14 protein-coding genes and 1 pseudogene are annotated in these 18,014 nt (G+C 40.6%); 9 read left to right on the plus strand and 6 right to left on the minus strand.

The window, feature by feature from the left end; translation table 11 throughout:
* Positions 1 to 4: 4 nt before the first annotated feature.
* The 4 genes from aceE to ampD all read right to left on the minus strand — a co-directional run bounded on the left by aceE (position 5) and on the right by ampD (position 5,314).
* Positions 5 to 2,668 carry a pyruvate dehydrogenase (acetyl-transferring), homodimeric type gene (gene aceE / locus Q4557_RS07835; RefSeq protein WP_102440031.1) on the minus strand — a complete coding sequence of 888 codons (2,664 nt, stop codon included), beginning with the start codon at positions 2,666 to 2,668 and terminating at the stop codon, positions 5 to 7.
* A 76-nt stretch (positions 2,669 to 2,744) separates the two neighbouring features.
* Positions 2,745 to 3,497 (minus strand): pyruvate dehydrogenase complex transcriptional repressor PdhR, encoded by a 753-nt coding sequence (pdhR, locus tag Q4557_RS07840; RefSeq protein WP_076538482.1) that lies wholly within the window; start codon positions 3,495 to 3,497, stop codon positions 2,745 to 2,747.
* A 360-nt stretch (positions 3,498 to 3,857) separates the two neighbouring features.
* Positions 3,858 to 4,709: a beta-lactamase regulator AmpE gene (gene ampE / locus Q4557_RS07845; RefSeq protein ID WP_102440032.1), complete on the minus strand. Its 852-nt coding sequence runs from the start codon at positions 4,707 to 4,709 to the stop codon at positions 3,858 to 3,860.
* A 50-nt stretch (positions 4,710 to 4,759) separates the two neighbouring features.
* Complete coding sequence (gene ampD, locus Q4557_RS07850) at positions 4,760 to 5,314, minus strand: 1,6-anhydro-N-acetylmuramyl-L-alanine amidase AmpD (RefSeq protein ID WP_102440050.1); 555 nt, start codon at positions 5,312 to 5,314, stop codon at positions 4,760 to 4,762.
* A 321-nt stretch (positions 5,315 to 5,635) separates the two neighbouring features.
* Between ampD and nadC the strand changes: the two genes are divergently transcribed.
* Positions 5,636 to 6,514 carry a carboxylating nicotinate-nucleotide diphosphorylase gene (gene nadC / locus Q4557_RS07855; RefSeq protein ID WP_102440033.1) on the plus strand — a complete coding sequence of 293 codons (879 nt, stop codon included), beginning with the start codon at positions 5,636 to 5,638 and terminating at the stop codon, positions 6,512 to 6,514.
* 1,089 nt (positions 6,515 to 7,603) lie between these two features.
* Positions 7,604 to 8,056: a pilin gene (locus tag Q4557_RS07860; RefSeq protein ID WP_303411923.1), complete on the plus strand. Its 453-nt coding sequence runs from the start codon at positions 7,604 to 7,606 to the stop codon at positions 8,054 to 8,056.
* A 159-nt stretch (positions 8,057 to 8,215) separates the two neighbouring features.
* Here Q4557_RS07860 and Q4557_RS07865 read toward each other — a convergent pair.
* Positions 8,216 to 9,393: pseudogene (locus tag Q4557_RS07865) on the minus strand (IS3 family transposase).
* A gap of 74 nt (positions 9,394 to 9,467) precedes the next feature.
* A complete protein-coding gene (locus Q4557_RS07870; protein WP_303411925.1) occupies positions 9,468 to 10,832 on the minus strand; it encodes an O-antigen ligase in 1,365 nt (454 codons plus the stop codon).
* Positions 10,833 to 11,235: 403 nt separating this feature from the next.
* Between Q4557_RS07870 and pilB the strand changes: the two genes are divergently transcribed.
* From pilB to mutT, 7 genes are all read left to right on the plus strand, one after another.
* Complete coding sequence (pilB, locus tag Q4557_RS07875; protein WP_102475438.1) at positions 11,236 to 12,948, plus strand: type IV-A pilus assembly ATPase PilB; 1,713 nt, start codon at positions 11,236 to 11,238, stop codon at positions 12,946 to 12,948.
* A 72-nt stretch (positions 12,949 to 13,020) separates the two neighbouring features.
* The gene (locus Q4557_RS07880; protein ID WP_102475437.1) at positions 13,021 to 14,283 is read left to right on the plus strand and encodes a type II secretion system F family protein; all 1,263 of its coding nucleotides are present in this window, start codon (positions 13,021 to 13,023) and stop codon (positions 14,281 to 14,283) included.
* 45 nt (positions 14,284 to 14,328) lie between these two features.
* Positions 14,329 to 15,255 (plus strand): A24 family peptidase, encoded by a 927-nt coding sequence (locus Q4557_RS07885; RefSeq protein ID WP_102475436.1) that lies wholly within the window; start codon positions 14,329 to 14,331, stop codon positions 15,253 to 15,255.
* Positions 15,256 to 15,286: 31 nt separating this feature from the next.
* A complete protein-coding gene (gene coaE / locus Q4557_RS07890) occupies positions 15,287 to 15,892 on the plus strand; it encodes a dephospho-CoA kinase (protein WP_303411929.1) in 606 nt (201 codons plus the stop codon).
* A gap of 8 nt (positions 15,893 to 15,900) precedes the next feature.
* Positions 15,901 to 16,638, plus strand: coding sequence for a cell division protein ZapD (gene zapD, locus Q4557_RS07895; RefSeq protein ID WP_102475434.1), 738 nt, complete (start codon positions 15,901 to 15,903; stop codon positions 16,636 to 16,638).
* Positions 16,639 to 16,678: 40 nt separating this feature from the next.
* A complete protein-coding gene (yacG, locus tag Q4557_RS07900; protein ID WP_102440041.1) occupies positions 16,679 to 16,888 on the plus strand; it encodes a DNA gyrase inhibitor YacG in 210 nt (69 codons plus the stop codon).
* Between the two features lie 29 nt (positions 16,889 to 16,917).
* Positions 16,918 to 17,304: an 8-oxo-dGTP diphosphatase MutT gene (gene mutT / locus Q4557_RS07905; protein WP_303411933.1), complete on the plus strand. Its 387-nt coding sequence runs from the start codon at positions 16,918 to 16,920 to the stop codon at positions 17,302 to 17,304.
* Positions 17,305 to 18,014 lie beyond the last annotated feature (710 nt).

Below are 18,014 nucleotides of genomic sequence, written 5' to 3' on the forward strand. Positions count from 1 at the left end.
CTCCCTATGCGAACTGTGGATTGATCTTATCAACGTCGATACCGTATTCAGTGATAGCTTTCGTTAGCACTTCTACAGGTAACTCTTTACGGTCAACAAGGGCTTTTAATGACGCGATGACAATGAACTTAGCGTCAACTTCAAAATGGTGACGTAAGTTTTCACGGCTATCACTGCGGCCAAAGCCGTCAGTACCTAGTACTTTATAATCAGTTGGAATGTAAGCACGTAATTGCTCACCATAAATCTTCATGTAATCCGTTGCTACAATAGCTGGCGCATCACTTGATAACACTTCAGAAATATAAGGCACTTTAGGCGTTTCAGTTGGGTGCAGCATGTTGTAACGCTCTGCAGCCTGACCATCACGGGTTAGCTCATTGAAGCTAGTCACGCTGTAAACGTCAGCAGTAATACCGAAGTCTTTCGATAATGCCACAGCCGCTTTACGTACTTGCTCTAAAATCGTGCCGCTACCCATTAACTGTACAGAGCCTTTACCTGAACCTTTAAGAGTTTCAAGCTTATAAATACCTTTAACGATACCTTCTTCGCTGCCTTCTGGCATCGCAAGCTGCTCATAGTTTTCGTTCATGGTAGTCAAGTAGTAGAACACGTCTTCTTGCTCGCCATACATGCGGCGAATACCGTCTTGTACAATCACTGCGATTTCATAACCATAAGTCGGGTCATAAGAAATACAGTTAGGAATCGTGTTAGCTAATACATGGCTATGACCATCTTGATGCTGCAAGCCTTCACCGTTTAGGGTTGTGCGACCTGAAGTACCACCGACCATAAAGCCGCGAGCACGCATATCACCAGCAGCCCATGCCATGTCACCAATACGTTGGAAACCAAACATTGAGTAGTAGATGTAGAACGGGATCATTGGGGTATCGTTAACTGAGTAACTGGTTGCCGCAGCAACCCAAGATGACATTGCACCTAACTCGTTAATCCCTTCTTGCAATACTTGACCGGTTTTATCTTCACGGTAGTAAGCAACTTGATCAGAATCTTGTGGCTCGTATTTTTGCCCTTCATGAGCGTAAATACCCACTTGACGGAATAAACCTTCCATACCAAAGGTACGCGCTTCATCAGGAATGATCGGTACGATTTGCTTGCCGATTTTCTTGTCTTTAAGCAATGCCGTTAAAATACGCACAAATGACATAGTGCTTGAGATTTCACGACCATTTGAGCCTTTAAGTACTGAATCAAAGATCTTTAATGGCGGCACTTCAATATCTTTAGAGAACTTCTCAAGACGCTTCGGCATAGCACCATGAAGGGCAGCACGGCGCTCTTTTAAGTATTTAACTTCTTCAGAATCAGCACCTGGATGATAGTAAGGAATGTCTTCTAACTGATCATCGCTAATCGGGATATTAAAACGATCGCGGAAGTATTTAAGCGATTCAATGCCCATTTTCTTCACGTTATGGGCAATGTTTTTACCTTCGCCCGCATCGCCCATTCCGTAACCTTTAACTGTTTTAGCAAGGATTACTGTAGGACGGCCTTTAGTGTTTTTAGCATGTTGCAGCGCAGCATAAATCTTAACTGGATCATGGCCACCACGGTTTAAACGCCAAATGTCATCATCTGACATGTTAGCCACCATTTCAGCGGTTTCAGGGTATTTGCCAAAGAAATGCTCACGAGTGTATGCGCCACCTTTAGCTTTACAGTTCTGGTACTCACCATCTACGGTTTCTTCCATTAACTGTAATAACTTGCCGCTAGTATCACGTGCAAGTAATGGATCCCAGTAGCGACCCCAAATCACTTTAACAGCTTCCCATCCTGCGCCGCGGAACTCGCCTTCAAGCTCTTGGATAATCTTACCGTTACCACGTACAGGGCCATCAAGACGCTGTAAGTTACAGTTAACAATAAAACATAAATTATCTAATTCTTCACGAGCTGCAAGCCCAATTGCACCTAATGTTTCAGGCTCATCACACTCACCATCACCTAAGAAACAGTAAACCGTTTGCTCAGAGCAATCTTTAATACCACGGTCAGTCAAATACTTAAGGAAACGTGCTTGATAAATCGCTTGAATAGGACCTAAGCCCATAGATACTGTCGGGAACTGCCAGTAATCAGGCATTAACTTGGGATGCGGGTATGAAGACAAACCTTTACCATCAACTTCTTGACGGAAATTATTCATTTGGTCTTCAGTGATGCGGCCTTCAAGGAAAGAACGAGAATAAATACCAGGTGCAATATGCCCTTGATAATAAACTAAATCGCCGCCGTCTTTTTCATTTGGAGCGCGGAAGAAGTGGTTAAAACACACATCATAAATAGTCGCACTAGAAGCAAAACTTGAAATGTGACCACCTAGCTCTAAATCTTTCTTAGAACCACGTAATACCATTGCAAGTGCATTCCAACGAACGATAGCACGAATGCGGCGTTCCATTTCCTGATTACCAGGCATATGTGGCTCTTGGCCAGATGGAATCGTATTCAAATAAGCAGTGGTCGCTTTATATGGTAAATGTGTACCATTGCGGCGCGCTTTATCGATTAATTGTTCAAGTAGATAATGTGCACGTTCAGGGCCTTCTTGCTCTAATACGGCTTGCAGTGAATCAACCCATTCTTGAGTTTCTAATGGATCTAAGTCTTGTAGAATACCTTCAGACATGTCGCTGTCCTTTCTCTAGATACAGATAATTAATGTGTTTCGGTATATTTATAATGCGTTTGATTATAAATCGGTATCAAACACCACTTTTTAAGCGGCGCAAGCTACGCTGTAACCGACTGTCTTCTTCCCTCACTGACAACATGACTTCCTCGATATAACTTAAATGTTCGTTCGAGGCTTCACGTGCCGCTTCAGGATCACGACGAATAATGGCAGCAAGCAGTGCTCGCCTATGTTCATTCGCCATGGTAGATGCTTCTTCGCGACGGCTTAAAAGCTCTAAATTTTGTGCCACGTTTTTGTGCAGCACAGGGGTTAAACTGAGTACAAGGTGTAACATCGCCACATTGTGTGACGCTTCGGCTACCGCACGGTAAAAACGCACAATGGCATCAGCCTGCGCTTCTACATCAACAGCCGCTTCAACTTCGTTAATTGAACGTTTAATGCTTTGCATATCGGCATCATTACCACGCAGCGCAGCAAAATAAGCCATCATGCCTTCAGTGGCATGACGAAACTCCAGTAAGTCGTACTGACTTTCTGAGTCGTTATGCATTAATTCAACGATAGGATCGGCAAGACTTTGCCAAAGTTGTTCTTTAACGTAGGTTCCGCCACCTTGGCGGCGCATTAGTAAGCCTTTGGCTTCTAACTTTTGAATCGCTTCACGTAATGAAGGGCGTGACACTTCAAATTGCAAAGCAAGCTCGCGCTCAGGCGGTAATTTTTGCCCAGGCTGTAAACTTCCTTCGAGGATCATGCGCTCTAATTGCTCCATGATCACATCTGAAATTTTAGGCTGAGTTATTTTGCTATAAGCCATTTGGGGCTCGGCTCCGTTGTCAATTGGTCTTACCAATTTATATGATATAGCGCACTTTATCAAATCAAACAATTGATGTCTAGTTAGACGAGCGTTGAATGGGTGTTAATTGAAGGTTTCAAACATCGCTACGCACTTTGAGCAAGAGCATAACGAAAAAAAACGTCTAAGAGGTTTGACCATCTCGGTGTTATCGCGCTAAAGCATTGATTGCCTTATTATCGCTATAACAAACTCATTTTAAGCTTAGATTGTAGCTATAAAAATCCGTTTTACACAGCACAATTTATAAAAACACTGTTTTAACTTATGATCATTATTTCGGCGGCTCAGGCCGCCCATCACCGCAATTAAAACTTATTAGCTAACCAAACCAAATATAGTCAGCACCGATAATACCGTAACCAGTAAAATAAAGTTTCTTTTGCTCAATGCAAGCAGTGCCAATGTGGGCTGTGCGCAAACAGGGGCATCGCTTTGCTCAGGCATCACTTCAGCGGCTAAAGCGGTATAGGTAACAATATTTTTGGCGCTATTATTAGGGTTAAAAACCTGCTTCCGCCACTGTGAAATACCTGCAGCAAAGTGACCACTTAATACAAACCCAAAGCTAAATACTCGGCTCGGTAACCAATCGAATAAAAATAATAATTGATCAATAAATGGCATATCCAATTGCTGCTGCTGATTGTATTGCTGATAAAAACGCACCGAACAATAAAGCACTGCGCCAACAGGGCCAAAACAAATCAGATATAATGCCACCGCGCCATAATAGCGATAATTAACCCAAGCCACGGTTTTACCAATCTGCTGACCTAAGTCTTTTTCATCAACCGCATCTAAACATTCACTGCAATCGAGCTTTTCTGCATGGTGATAACAGGCTTGAACATCGCCGCGACAAGCCGCCAGCATATATTTTTTAAATGCCGCCCGTAAACTTTGGTGGCTAAAGCACACAATCGAAACCAGCATCCAGATCAATAAGGTGATCACATCGAAAAAAACACCATCTAGTAACAGCAGCACCAAAAACAGTGTCATTGCTGGCAGTAGCACCACAAAGGCAACCCAGCCAGCAGAATCTAATGCTTTATCTTTCCAAAATAATTGCTGGTATTTAGAAAGTAAATCATCAAATTGCCAATGTGCGGGTAACAGCTTTAAGCGCTCAACCATAATTGCAATTAACAATGAAAATAGTGCCATGGGACCTCTGCAAACAATCTAAAAAATATTGGATTAAAGTAACACTAACATCATGACTTAGCCGTTAATGCAGTTAAATATCTTTGCCAATCAAAACTATCACCAGGATCGGTTTTGCGTCCAGGAGCAATATCACAATGTCCGACGATATTTGCTTGATTAAGCATAGGATATTGCGCAAACAACACCAAGGTTAATTGCACTAATTCGCGATATTGCGCATCGGTATAAGGGTCGCTATCTGTGCCTTCCATTTCAATGCCAATGGTAAAATCATTACAACCTTCTCGACCATTAAAACACGAAACCCCAGCATGCCACGCTCGGTCATCACAGCTAACATACTGCACTAACTCACCATCGCGGCGAATTAAAAAGTGTGCCGACACTTCAAGCCCGGCAATATCAGCAAAACTTGGATCTGCATCCACCGCTAAACAGCCCTGAAATAAACCATCAATGTGCGGCAAGCCATAACAACCTGCAGGCAAACTAATATTATGAATAACTAAGCCGCTAACCTCATTATTAGGGCGCGGGTTAAAATGCGGTGATGGGCATAGTCGTGCACCTTGATGCCAGCCTGATTTCAATTGTGTATCCATAATTAATAATAAAATCTCAAGTAATGAATTAACCATGCCAGCGTGGCTGCAGTTTGCATCTCAAGTAACCATCAGTAAGTCACCATTATCAGTGCCCAAAAAGCAAGCAACAAATACCTGCGATAAAAGATAAAAAAGCACCAAGGCTCGTCGCTGTAAAACCTTAAAATAATATTGCCCTAGCAGCCAACACAGTAACAGTTTGACTGCTATATTTTAAATTAACAACTGTGATAAAGTAATAGGCATATTGTTTCTCATTTTTTAAACATTGAGTTGGCCCAAGCAACTCAATTTAGTTGTAATTTCAAGGACATTCACATGATTGAAAATGACATCCGTCATGCCGTTAAAGCTGCACTTGATGAAGACCTAGGCCATACGCCAGCCCAAACCCCGCAAGATATGCTTAATGCCGATATTACCGCGCAACTTATTCCAGCAGATAAACATGCTGAAGCGGTGTTAATCACCCGTGAAGAAGGCGTTTTTTGCGGAAAAGCATGGGCAGAACAAGTATTTAATCAGCTCGGCGGTGATGTAGCCTTGCATTGGCATGTGGATGATGGCGACTTATTGGTTCCCAACCAGGTGTTATGTGAATTATCAGGCCCAGCAAGAGCCATCTTAACCGGTGAACGCACCGCGATGAACTTCATCCAAACCTTATCTGGTGTTGCCAGTCTCACTAAGCTTTATGTTAACAAGTTAGCTGATACCCACACTAAACTGCTCGATACCCGCAAAACCATTCCCGGCCTGCGCACCGCGCAAAAATATGCCGTCGCTTGTGGTGGCGGTAAAAACCATCGCATTGGTTTGTTTGATGCCTTCTTAATTAAAGAAAACCACATTATGGCCTGCGGCAATATCGAACTTGCAATAAAAACAGCCCGACAAGTAGCCGCTGACAAACCAGTTGAAGTGGAAGTAGAATCAATCGCCGAGCTAACCCAAGCGTTAGAAGCAGGTTCTGACATCATCATGCTCGATAATTTTGATGTCACCATGATGGTAGAAGCAGTAGCGCTTAATTCCAGCTATTTAGATCAAGGTAAAGGCGCAAAGCTGGAAGTATCCGGTAATGTCACCATCGACACCATTGCAGACTTTGCCAGAACCGGTGTTGACTACATCTCAGTTGGCGCACTCACTAAGCACGTTAAAGCCTTGGATTTATCCTTACGCTTTAAAAACTAATGTTAAGCTGAGCTTGATAAATCATTAGCCCGGTTAAATAGCAAGATAAGTCAGTAATCGCTAATAACAATCAAAACCAGCTATTTATAGCTGGTTTTTTTGCTCGCACTAAAAGCTTAGCTAAATAAGGCTGACTAAATAGATAGCGCAATGGCAGCCTTACAACAATTGTAGCCTTACTATAAGCCCTGTAGCTTGAATCAATAGCCACAAAGATTAAACTGATACCCACTTTTGACCTTTTGACCTTTTGACCTTTTGACCTTTTGACCTTTTGACCTTTGACAACTATCTCCCCCTAAGGGCTTAAATAACCTCCCTTAAAAGCTCAAATAACCTTACCACCAGGGCTTAAATACCTACATAAACCAAGCGCTATAACCTTACATTCTCTATGGTGTCATTTTTTTGACAAACAACAACCAAAGTCAAATTGACTAAATAACCGACTAAAAGTGTCAATAATGTGCTGCAAAATCATTACAAACAGCAGCTTAAAACAACCTTTTTATCTTTTTAGTTAAAAAACTCGCCACAAGCTATTCCATTTTCAGCAACTTTATACTAACGTTTAGCTTGGATGAATGAAGTATCAGATTTAACTTTTAATAATCAGCTTTTCAACATGTTACAAATGTAACATTGAGTGAGCGAAAAATGATTTTTAAAAGAACAATGATAAATCAAACATTTTGTTAACAAACTGACCTTGCAGCACTTTGTTGACCCTAGTTACAGATTAGATAGCAATTTGTTAATGACTAGCCTATTCTGCTTTCGAGGTATTTAGTTGGACATATTGGTTTTACTGATCCGTTTTACAAGAACGGCTTGATTGTTCTTGATGAAATCATTCATTTAAAACCCTTTGTAGTTTTTAACAGTTATCACAGTCAATTGGGCCAAGCTAGTTAAACCGTAAGTTCTGCCCAGTAGACTGTAATGCAAAACAACACTAGTAAATTAATGCCGACAGGTTGTGGTGACTAGGACACCACTCATAACAATTAAGGGCCTTTAACTGTTATGAGATTCAAGGATGACAACAAACCCGACGCAACACTTAAGCATCATAAGAGAGAGATAAAAATGAAAAGCATTAACCAAATCAAAAACGCTAAGGGTTTTACTCTTATTGAATTAATGATCGTAGTCGCGATTATCGGTATTCTTGCAGCAATCGCATTGCCTGCTTATCAAGATTACACAGTACGTTCACAAGCAGCATCAGCTTTAAGTGAAATATCTGCAGGTAAGGTTGGTTTTGAGCAAGCGATAAATGAAGGTAAAACCGCAACAGTTACAAGAGATGCCGCTGGCTTCATCGGTGTAGGCGGGAGCACTACATATTGTAGTACAGTTGCGCTCACCCCACCTAATACCAGTGGTGATGGTGCTAAAATTTCTTGTACCACCGGTGGTGGTAATGTTGGTAAATTTAATACTAAGAACATTACTCTAACAAGAAATTCTGATGGTGTTTGGAGCTGTAGTTCAGATCTTGATGCAACATATTTACCAGGCAAATGTACTGCTTCTTAATAAGTTTTCATCGAAAGCCTTAATTCATTTTAACTTCTCATCTACAAAAATGAATTAGCGGGCCAATCTATGTTAAAAAATCCAATAACCATGGTTATTGGATTTTTTATTTCTCAATTATAAAGCCCTAAATTCAGATAATAACTGCGACTGTACTGGTCAACTCAAATTGGACACTTTTAGTTGAGAATGTTCAAACTCTACAGGTGACAGATCACCATTAGCAGAATGAAGTCGCTCCAAGTTGTAATATTTCATGTAAGCAGTCACATCTTGCTTCATAAACTCCCTTGTTGGTTGAGAAACTTTAAAAAACCAATCGTGTTTCAAACTACCAAAGAAACGTTCAACGACTGCATTATCCCAACACGCACCGACATCCCCCATACTAGCTCGAATACCATAGCTAGAAAGCAGCTTGCCGAATTGCTTGCTGGTATACTGTGATCCTCGGTCACTGTGAAATACCAGCCCTCTGGCCGGTTGGCGCAGATTGTAAGCTTTCATTAATGCCTTAGATATCAAATCCGTGGTCATACGCTTGTCTATGTGCCATCCAACGATCCGGCGTGAATATAAATCCATTACAACTGCCAAATACATCCAGCCTTCACCTGTCTTTAAATAGGTCACGTCACCTGCCCAAACCTGATTTGCGGATACTGGGTTAAAGTTCATGTTTAACAGATTATCAGCCACGGCATCAGAGTGTTTTCGCTGTGTCGTCACCTTGTAAGCTCGTCGCTGGGTAGCTTTGAGTCGAAGGCGATGCATAATTTTACGAACGAGATAGCGACCAACCTGGTAGCCTTCCTTGCGCAACTTCTTCACCATTTCACGATTCCCTAAGCTGCCTCTACTTTGCTTAAATAGCTGTCGAACAAGGCGATAAAGCTTCAGTGTTTCAAGGCTTATCACGTGTGCAGGGCGTTTATGCCAATCGTAATAGCCTGACTTACTCACACTCATTACTCGACATAACAGTGCTACAGGAAACAGGTTTGATTGCTGTTTGATGAAGCGAAATTTTACTTCATTTCTCTCGCAAAGAAGGCACTTGCCTCGGTGTGCCCCTTGGGTATTTTTAGGATTTCTTTCTCCATGCGTAATTCTTTGTTTTCTCTACGCAATCTCTTCAACTCATCACGTTCTGACTCTTCTAAAGCGATACCTTGTTGTAGGGCTTGGTATTTTTCCTTCCAGTTGTAAAGCAAACTGGTGCTAACCCCAAGAGACTTTGCTGCATCAGCAACGCTATAACCTTGCTCTAGCACCATCAAGACGGCTTCATCTTTATATGCTTGCGGATAACTCTTATGTGATTTTTTTTGACTCATATAGACCTCTTAATTTATTGACCATACTGTCTCAAAATTAAGTGTCCGATGGAATTAGACCAGAACAACCTTAGTTAGTAACTAATCAACCCGTTGACCCATATCCTAGGAAATAACGCTGACAATAATTCATCACTTTTATACGTCATAAAAAGTAAACTGCCCATAAGAACAACTGAAACAAACAACACAACTCTAGTATGTAATGCAGCCTTATAAACATGACATGAATCAAACTGTGCCAGTATTGCAACTAGAAAGACTAAAGCTAACTGTGCAAATGGCATCACAGCTACACCGCTAAATAACGAACATATAAGACCGGATAATACGGCAAATACTATAGGGGTAATCCCTGGAATTGTCTGTTGCTGTATAGAATCTAATCTGCTGTATAACCGATTAACACACCAAGCCGTAAATGCTACACATGATATAGCACCGTACTCATATAATATTTGCATAATAAGATTATGTGGATGTGCATGCGGTAGTGGTTTTGCTTCTGCCCACGTAAAGCTCATAGGCCCAAACCCAAGCCAAAGGCTTTCAGGAATATGAGTTAGAATATAAAGCCATAAATCTACCCGCCCTGAACTAGTCGTTCTTAATTGAAAATTTGAACTCTCCATTAACCAATGAGGGATAGCAATGATAAATACTAGCCATAAAACTACTCCAGCCATGATTGTTTTAAGTACAATTGAGATAAATTGTTGACGAGTATGTTGCGATAAAAAAAATGCGATCAAACTAGATGCAAGGATTAGGGATAGCATGCCACCGCGCGCTTGCGTCTGTAGCAATACTAGCCAATGTAACGATAAAACAATGAATGAAAACCGCTTGAACTTAGTTAAATTTTGACAAAAATACGGTAAAAAAAGCAGTGGTATAACCATCACTTGTAATTGGTTAAAAAAACGAACATTAGCATAGCCAGAAATTAGGCCATGAATGTCAAAACTTTGCGCATCAGCATACGAAAACAGTAAAAATAAAATATATTTAATAAATGTAAATATAGAGAATAGTAAAGCACAAAGGTAAAGACCTAAAAAAAACTTTTCTCTATTAAGGGCTTTAATGCTGGTAGTAAAAATTAAGAATGCACACAACAATAATCCCATATTGGCAATTTCAAGCATCCCCCAAAATGGATGCTTACTGTACAAAGCAGATAAAATAGCTAATGAAAGAAATATCCCCAAAAAAGATGCTGTTACTTTAGATACTCTGATGAATTCGACTTCTTTAACGAAACACAAACCAAGAGAGGACAAACATATAAAAAACACTACCAGCATGCGTTTTATATCGTATTGACTATCGACACCAACAAAAGGTGTAAAATCACCCGCAAATACAGTTCCAAGAAGTAATACGCATACAAAGCTAATGAATACCAATTTAGAATAAGTTTTTAATTGAATGTACATCAGCTAACCACCCCTTGAACATTCAAACTTTGGAAGTTCAATTCATTATCCATTGTTGACTCACATGTTTTGCCAAAATTAATATCCTGCCCAGCATTACTTGAGCAACATTATCCATTGTAAAAATTTCAATTTATAAACACCCATAAGTAAATACAAATTGAATTATCTATAAAATACAGACACTTCACAACAGGCAGCCCCAATCGACCGGTAACGCAGTTTAAACAGGTTGTTAACGCAAGTCATTCACAAATGAAATATTCACTTAAAATAGGAATAAAAATATTATTCTTACAGATATCTATTTATTGTTGAAATTGATATATTTTTAATCTTCTAATTTATGACAAATTCTGAAAAAGACGTTATCATTTAATACTTAGTTTCAACTGGAGCCTCCATGCCATCTAACGGCTTACATCTTGGTTTATCAACCTTGTTTATCCGTAAAGGGATATTATCTGATGAGCAGGTATCTTCTGCTATTACTCAATCCCGTAAATCTAAACATTCATTGGTAACAACCTTAGTTGATTCAAAAGTCATATCCGCCAGAGCAATTGCTGAATTGTGTTATGAAGAGTATGGCTCGCCACTATTAGATTTAGCTGAGTTTGATTTAGCCAATATCCCCGAAGACATAATCAATAAAAAACTCATCGCTAATCATCGCTGCCTGCCGTTATTTAAGCGCAGTAATCGCATATATATCGCCACTTCTGATCCAACTAACATTGCCGCCCTAGAAGACTTTCAATTCAGTCTCGGTTTACACGCTGAAGCCATTATTGTTGAAGACGACAAATTACATATAGCCCTAGAAAAAGTCCTTGAAGATGATATATCAGGCTTAAGCCTAGATGGTATGGATGAACAAGCACTAGCAGGCATTGAGGTCTCTGACAATGATAAACGCAATGAAGAACCAGAAGCTGAAAGCAGTGATGATGCCCCAATAGTCATTTATATTAATAAAATCCTTACTGACGCTATTCGTAAAGGCGCCTCTGATTTACATTTTGAGCCCTATGAAAAGCGCTATCGCATTCGTTTTCGCATCGACGGTATTTTGCACGAAGTATCTGAACCACCGGTTAATCTTTCTAACAGGCTATCCGCTCGCTTAAAGGTGATGTCAAAGCTTGATATTGCCGAGCGCCGCGTGCCCCAAGATGGCCGCATAAAAATGAAACTGTCACGCACCAAATCAATCGATTTTCGTGTCAGCACCCTGCCCACTATTTGGGGCGAAAAAATTGTAATGCGTATTTTGGACTCATCTTCAGCGCAATTAGGCATTGAAAAGCTCGGTTATGACGATGACCAACGTGAGCTTTATGAGCAAATGCTCGCCAAACCTCAGGGAATGATATTAGTAACAGGCCCAACGGGTTCTGGTAAAACCGTATCCCTATATACTGGCCTTAATATCCTCAATACTGAAGAACGTAATATCTCCACCGCTGAAGATCCGGTAGAGATTAACTTAGAAGGCGTTAATCAGGTTCACATTAATCTAAAAGCCGGCTTAACCTTCGCATCTGCATTACGCTCATTTTTACGTCAAGACCCTGATGTGGTCATGGTGGGTGAAATCCGTGATTTAGAAACCGCCGAAATTGCCATTAAAGCTGCCCAAACTGGTCACTTGGTGTTATCCACCTTGCATACTAACTCAGCTGCCGAAACCTTAACTCGCCTAATAAATATGGGCGTACCGGGTTACAACATCGCCAGTTCGGTGAACCTGATTATTGCTCAGCGCCTTGCCAGACGCCTATGCCCTGAATGCAAAGCACCTGAAGATGTGCCCGAGGCAGAATTAAAACGCCTAGGCTTTACTGACGAAAATATAAGTTCTAACTTTACGGTTTATAAACCTGTCGGCTGTGAGCATTGCTCTGGCGGTTATAAAGGCCGTGTGGGTATATATGAAGTGATGAAAATGACCGATGAGATTGCCAGAACCATTATGGAAGGCGGCAACTCACTGCAAATAGCCAAACAGGCCAAGGCCAATGGTATGCGTGATTTAAGACTCTCAGGCTTACTTAAAGTCACCCAAGGCATTACTAGCATTGCCGAAGTGAATCGTGTTACCAGTTTTAACTAAAGCAACCAAGCAGTTTTATAAAAAATTGCTTAACAACAGAATTGTCAAATAAAAACAAAAAGGATTTGCTTGATGGCAACTGCAACCCTAAGAAGAAAGCAAAAGAGCAAAAAAGATATCAAGCACCAACCTAAGGTGTTCACTTTTGAATGGAAAGGTGTCAATCGTGATGGTCAACGTACTTCAGGAGAATTACGTGGCAGTAGTATTGCTGAAATTCGCAGTGTTTTAAAAGCCCAAGGCGTCACCCCCAAAGGGGTCAGAAAAAAGTCAGCCTCTTTATTTAAGTCTGAGAAAAAGATCACTGCAATGGATATTGCCATGATCACCCGCCAGATTGCCACTATGCTGTCAGCAGGTGTACCGCTAGTGACTACCATTGAACTACTTGGCCGTGGCCATGAAAAGGCCAAAGTGCGAGAGCTACTTGGCACAATTGTTACTGACGTTCAATCAGGCATACCATTATCCGATGCATTAAGACCACACCGACAGTATTTTGATGACCTTTATGTGGATTTAGTCGCTGCAGGAGAACACTCAGGTTCACTAGATGCGGTGTTTGACAGGATTGCCACCTATCGAGAAAAAGCTGAACAATTAAAATCAAAAATTAAAAAAGCCATGTTCTACCCTGCGGCAGTAGTCATTGTTGCAATTGCAGTAACGGTTTTATTATTATTATTTGTAGTGCCACAGTTCGAAGAGATTTTTAATGGTTTTGGCGCTGAATTACCTGCATTCACTCAATTGATTATTAACATCTCAGAGTGGTTGCAAAGTTCTTGGTATTATTTTGCCATTGCCATAATCGTTGGGATTTACTTGTTTAAACGAGCCCATCGAAACTCACAAGCATTCCGTGACCGAGTGGATGAATTGCTGCTAAAAATTCCCGTTATTGGTGACATTTTACATAAAGCGGCCATGTCACGTTTTGCCCGCACCTTAGCCACCACGTTTGCCGCCGGTGTTCCCCTTATTGATGGCTTAGAATCTGCTGCAGGCGCCTCCGGCAATGCAGTTTATAAAAAAGCCTTATTAAAAGTCCGCCAAGAAGTGATGGCAGGCATGCAAATGAATGTGGCTATGCGCACCACAGGTTTATTCCCTGACATGCTCATTCAAATGGTGATGATCGGTGAAGAGTCTGGCGGCCTAGATGAAATGCTCAATAAAGTCGCCAACATCTATGAAATGCAAGTTGATGATGCTGTTGATGGTTTATCAAGCCTGATTGAGCCCATGATGATGGTAGTTATTGGTACTATCGTCGGCGGCTTAATTATCGGTATGTACTTGCCAATATTTGAAATGGGTAATGTTGTTGGTTAATACCACAATGTAATAATGTAAAATTAAAATTAAAATAAGAATAAAATGACCGAATTTATCGAAACCTTTACCGCTAGCATGAGCCAATATCCTTGGCTGTTTATGCTGATTAGCTTTATTTTTGCTGCCACCATTGGCAGCTTTTTAAATGTTGTCATTCATCGTTTTCCGGTAATGATGAAGCGCGAATGGCAGTCTGAATGTAATTATTACTTATCTGAATATCACCCTGACATAGTAAAAGAGATAGGTGAAAAAAGATTCACTAAGCCCATTGACCACTTCCCTAAAAAATACAATTTAGTGGTGCCAAATTCTGCCTGCCCCAAATGTAAAACTAACATTAAGGCTTGGCATAATTTACCGGTTTTGGGTTGGATACTACTTAAAGGCAAGTGCGCCAGTTGTAACACGGCAATTAGCCCCCGCTATCCCATCGTTGAATTTATTACCGGAGCCCTCATTGCCACCTTAGCTTGGCATTTTGGCCCAACATGGCAGTTTTTATTCGCCTCCATATTAACCTTTGTGCTAGTTGCCCTTACTGGTATCGACTTAGATGAAATGCTGCTGCCAGATCAACTCACACTACCTATTTTGTGGTTAGGCTTAATCATTAACCTCAATGGCGTATTTACCAGCCCTACCGATGCCATTATTGGCGCTGCGGCAGGTTATTTAAGTTTGTGGTCAGTTTTTTGGTTATTTAAGCTGGCAACAGGCAAAGAAGGCATGGGATATGGTGACTTCAAATTATTAGCCGTATTTGGCGCTTGGCTTGGCTGGCAGTATTTACCCCTTATCATCTTACTATCATCATTAGTCGGTGCTATTGTGGGTATCACCCTAATCATTTTTAAAAAGTTAGCCAAAGACAAACCAATTCCATTTGGGCCTTATATTGCCATTGCTGGCTGGGTAGCATTAATCTGGGGACAAGACATCATAAATTGGTACCTCAGTACTTTATAGACCACCAAAAAATCCTGTGTGAGAAAAAATTATGAGTAACTTCATTGTTGGCCTAACTGGTGGTATTGGTTCAGGTAAAACCACCGTGGCAAACTTATTTGCAGATTTAGACATCGAACTCGTTGATGCCGATATCATTGCCCGGCAAGTGGTCGCCAAAGGCTCAGCAGGCTTACAACAAATACAGCAGCATTTTGGCGCCAGTGTATTACTCGACACTGGCGAACTTAATCGCCCTGCGCTGCGTGAAAAGGTATTCAATCAGCCCGAACAGAGATTATGGCTCAATAATCTGTTACATCCCATGATACGCCAGCAAATGCTTCAGGCAGTAGCAGATGCTAAATCAATATATGTAATTATGGTTGTACCCTTGCTATTTGAGAATGGGTTAGATAGGTTAGTCAATACAACTTTAGTGGTGGATATTCCACCACACCAACAAATAGCAAGAACAGCTAAGCGAGATGGTGTTGATTCAACCCAAGTTGAACAAATAATTAATAGTCAGATAGATAGAGAGCAAAGATTACAAAAAGCTGACGCTATCATTGATAATACCCAGACACCTGAAGCACTTCGTCACACTGTTCAGTTATTACATCAGCAATATTTAGATAAAGCATCTGCAAGATAATAATAATAATGAATGATGACCTGATTTATGAGCAACCATTAAACGAAAAAACTAGAAGCTACTTACGCCTTGAGTATTTAGCAGATCAACTCGAGCTGCACTTAAAATCAGATCATCAACATCATTGTTTTTACCCATTATTTTCATTATCAGAACTAACAGATCGCTGTGACTATCGTTCCGACATCTTAAAAGATATCGACAAACAACTTATCTTGTTAGAAAAGTGGCATGCTTTACCTCATGTTAATAAAATTCAAATCCAACGTATTATTGATCAGCTGATTCAAGCAAAAGCACCGCTACAAACCAACGAAAGAATAGGTTGCCATTTAAAGCAAGACAGATTTATTGCCGCACTAAAACAACGATTTGGTATGCCAGGTGCTTGTTGTAATTTCGACTTACCGCAACTGCATTTCTGGTTATCAAAACCATGGGATGAAAGACAGCAAGATTTAAAAACATGGATAGCCCATTACCTGCCCATTTTAGAACCCATTAAAATACTCCTCGATTTAACGAGAAGTACTGCAGAATTTAGAAGCGCTGAAGCTGAACAAGGTTTCTTGCAAGGAAACAGTCCACACCCTCTGACACTTGTTCGAGTAAAAATCAAAAGCAAAGAAGGTTGTTACCCCACAATTAGTGGTCACAAAAATCGCTATGCCATTCATTTTGTCAATTTTGACAACCAAAAACATACTGACAAAAAAGTAAAATTCAAACTGGCTACTTGCAACTAAATTCTTTAATATCACCAAGAATTTTACAGCGAGGAATCTTATGTCTATTTCAGTTAAATGCCCAATCTGCCAGACTCAAGTAGAGTGGAGTCAAGAATCTAAATTCAAACCATTTTGCAGTGAACGTTGCAAATTAATCGACCTCGGCGATTGGGCCAGCGAAAAACATGCTATTCCTGTCAAGCCTGAGTTTGACCATGAAATGTTAGATTCTGAAGGTTTTGACGAAGGCGACTTCTTTAAACACTAATCACCTCCTCTATCCAAAAGAGCATTCTCATGAAAAGAGTCAATGTTGCCGTCGGCATAATTATCAATGACCAACAACAAGTTTTGTTAGCTAAAAGGCTAGCACACCTGCACCAAGGTAATAAATGGGAATTCCCTGGTGGTAAGGTAGAAGCGAATGAAACGGTCTCAGAAGCGTTAATTAGAGAGCTTAAAGAAGAAGTAAATTTAACAGTTAACACAACTGAACCTTTTATGGTCATTTCACACGACTATCCTGATAAACAAGTACTTCTTCAGATCCACCTAGTAAAAGACTTTACAGGTACAGCTACAGGTGTTGAAGGCCAACAAATTGAATGGGTTGATAAAACTAATCTAGCCAATTTTGAATTCCCTGAAGCTAATATCCCCATCCTTAAGAGGTTACTCGCGTAACAGCAACAGTTCCATCGCTATTAGAAAGTATATAAAGCACTATGTTAATGAGTGCTTTAATCAATTATTCTAAACAACAGTGAAACCACAATCCTTTAGCTGCTCTAGCTATGTAATTCACAGACACCACTAACAATTGTATATAGCAAAAAAATCATAATAGATATCAGCCACTAACTCATGTTCACTATTATCCTAAAAGCGAACAACAATAGCCTTCTTAATCCAGATTAAGCGCTTGGCGCTATTTAGCTGCGGATAAGTATTTCGCGTTTCATGTTTGTATAAAGTGTTGCTTTATAACCACAGACATTACCCCCTACTGTTACATGGGGATTCGTCCACACTCATCGCTCACGCTGATATGTTGCAGCTAATAACTCAAGTTATCAGCGTTAGGATTTATTCTTTTGCCCCAAACGAAAAAAGCCCTGACTGTTAAGTCAGGGCTTTATCGACTCTCTTACGAGAGATATTAGGCGCTTGGCGATGACCTACTTTCACATGGGCATTCGTCCACACTCACCACTCACCACTCACCACTCACCACTCACCACTCACCACTCACCACTCACCACTCACCACTCACCACTTACGATATTATCTAGCAGCTAATAACTCAAGATATCAGCGTTAGGATTTATTCTTTTTGCCCCAATACGAAAAAAGCCCTGACTGTTAAGTCAGGGCTTTATCGACTCTCTTACGAG

Source organism: Shewanella sp. 5_MG-2023, from assembly GCF_030547465.1.
GTDB lineage: Bacteria > Pseudomonadota > Gammaproteobacteria > Enterobacterales > Shewanellaceae > Shewanella.

What these genes read in the sequence shown, in the direction of transcription:
- aceE (WP_102440031.1), bottom strand. Translation starts at nt 2,668, where the DNA reads ATGTCTGAAGGTATTCTACAAGACTTAGATCCATTAGAAACTCAAGAA.
- pdhR (WP_076538482.1), bottom strand. Translation starts at nt 3,497, where the DNA reads ATGGCTTATAGCAAAATAACTCAGCCTAAAATTTCAGATGTGATCATG.
- ampE (WP_102440032.1), bottom strand. Translation starts at nt 4,709, where the DNA reads ATGGCACTATTTTCATTGTTAATTGCAATTATGGTTGAGCGCTTAAAG.
- ampD (WP_102440050.1), bottom strand. Translation starts at nt 5,314, where the DNA reads ATGGATACACAATTGAAATCAGGCTGGCATCAAGGTGCACGACTATGC.
- nadC (WP_102440033.1), top strand. Translation starts at nt 5,636, where the DNA reads ATGATTGAAAATGACATCCGTCATGCCGTTAAAGCTGCACTTGATGAA.
- Q4557_RS07860 (WP_303411923.1), top strand. Translation starts at nt 7,604, where the DNA reads ATGAAAAGCATTAACCAAATCAAAAACGCTAAGGGTTTTACTCTTATT.
- Q4557_RS07870 (WP_303411925.1), bottom strand. Translation starts at nt 10,832, where the DNA reads ATGTACATTCAATTAAAAACTTATTCTAAATTGGTATTCATTAGCTTT.
- pilB (WP_102475438.1), top strand. Translation starts at nt 11,236, where the DNA reads ATGCCATCTAACGGCTTACATCTTGGTTTATCAACCTTGTTTATCCGT.
- Q4557_RS07880 (WP_102475437.1), top strand. Translation starts at nt 13,021, where the DNA reads ATGGCAACTGCAACCCTAAGAAGAAAGCAAAAGAGCAAAAAAGATATC.
- Q4557_RS07885 (WP_102475436.1), top strand. Translation starts at nt 14,329, where the DNA reads ATGACCGAATTTATCGAAACCTTTACCGCTAGCATGAGCCAATATCCT.
- coaE (WP_303411929.1), top strand. Translation starts at nt 15,287, where the DNA reads ATGAGTAACTTCATTGTTGGCCTAACTGGTGGTATTGGTTCAGGTAAA.
- zapD (WP_102475434.1), top strand. Translation starts at nt 15,901, where the DNA reads ATGAATGATGACCTGATTTATGAGCAACCATTAAACGAAAAAACTAGA.
- yacG (WP_102440041.1), top strand. Translation starts at nt 16,679, where the DNA reads ATGTCTATTTCAGTTAAATGCCCAATCTGCCAGACTCAAGTAGAGTGG.
- mutT (WP_303411933.1), top strand. Translation starts at nt 16,918, where the DNA reads ATGAAAAGAGTCAATGTTGCCGTCGGCATAATTATCAATGACCAACAA.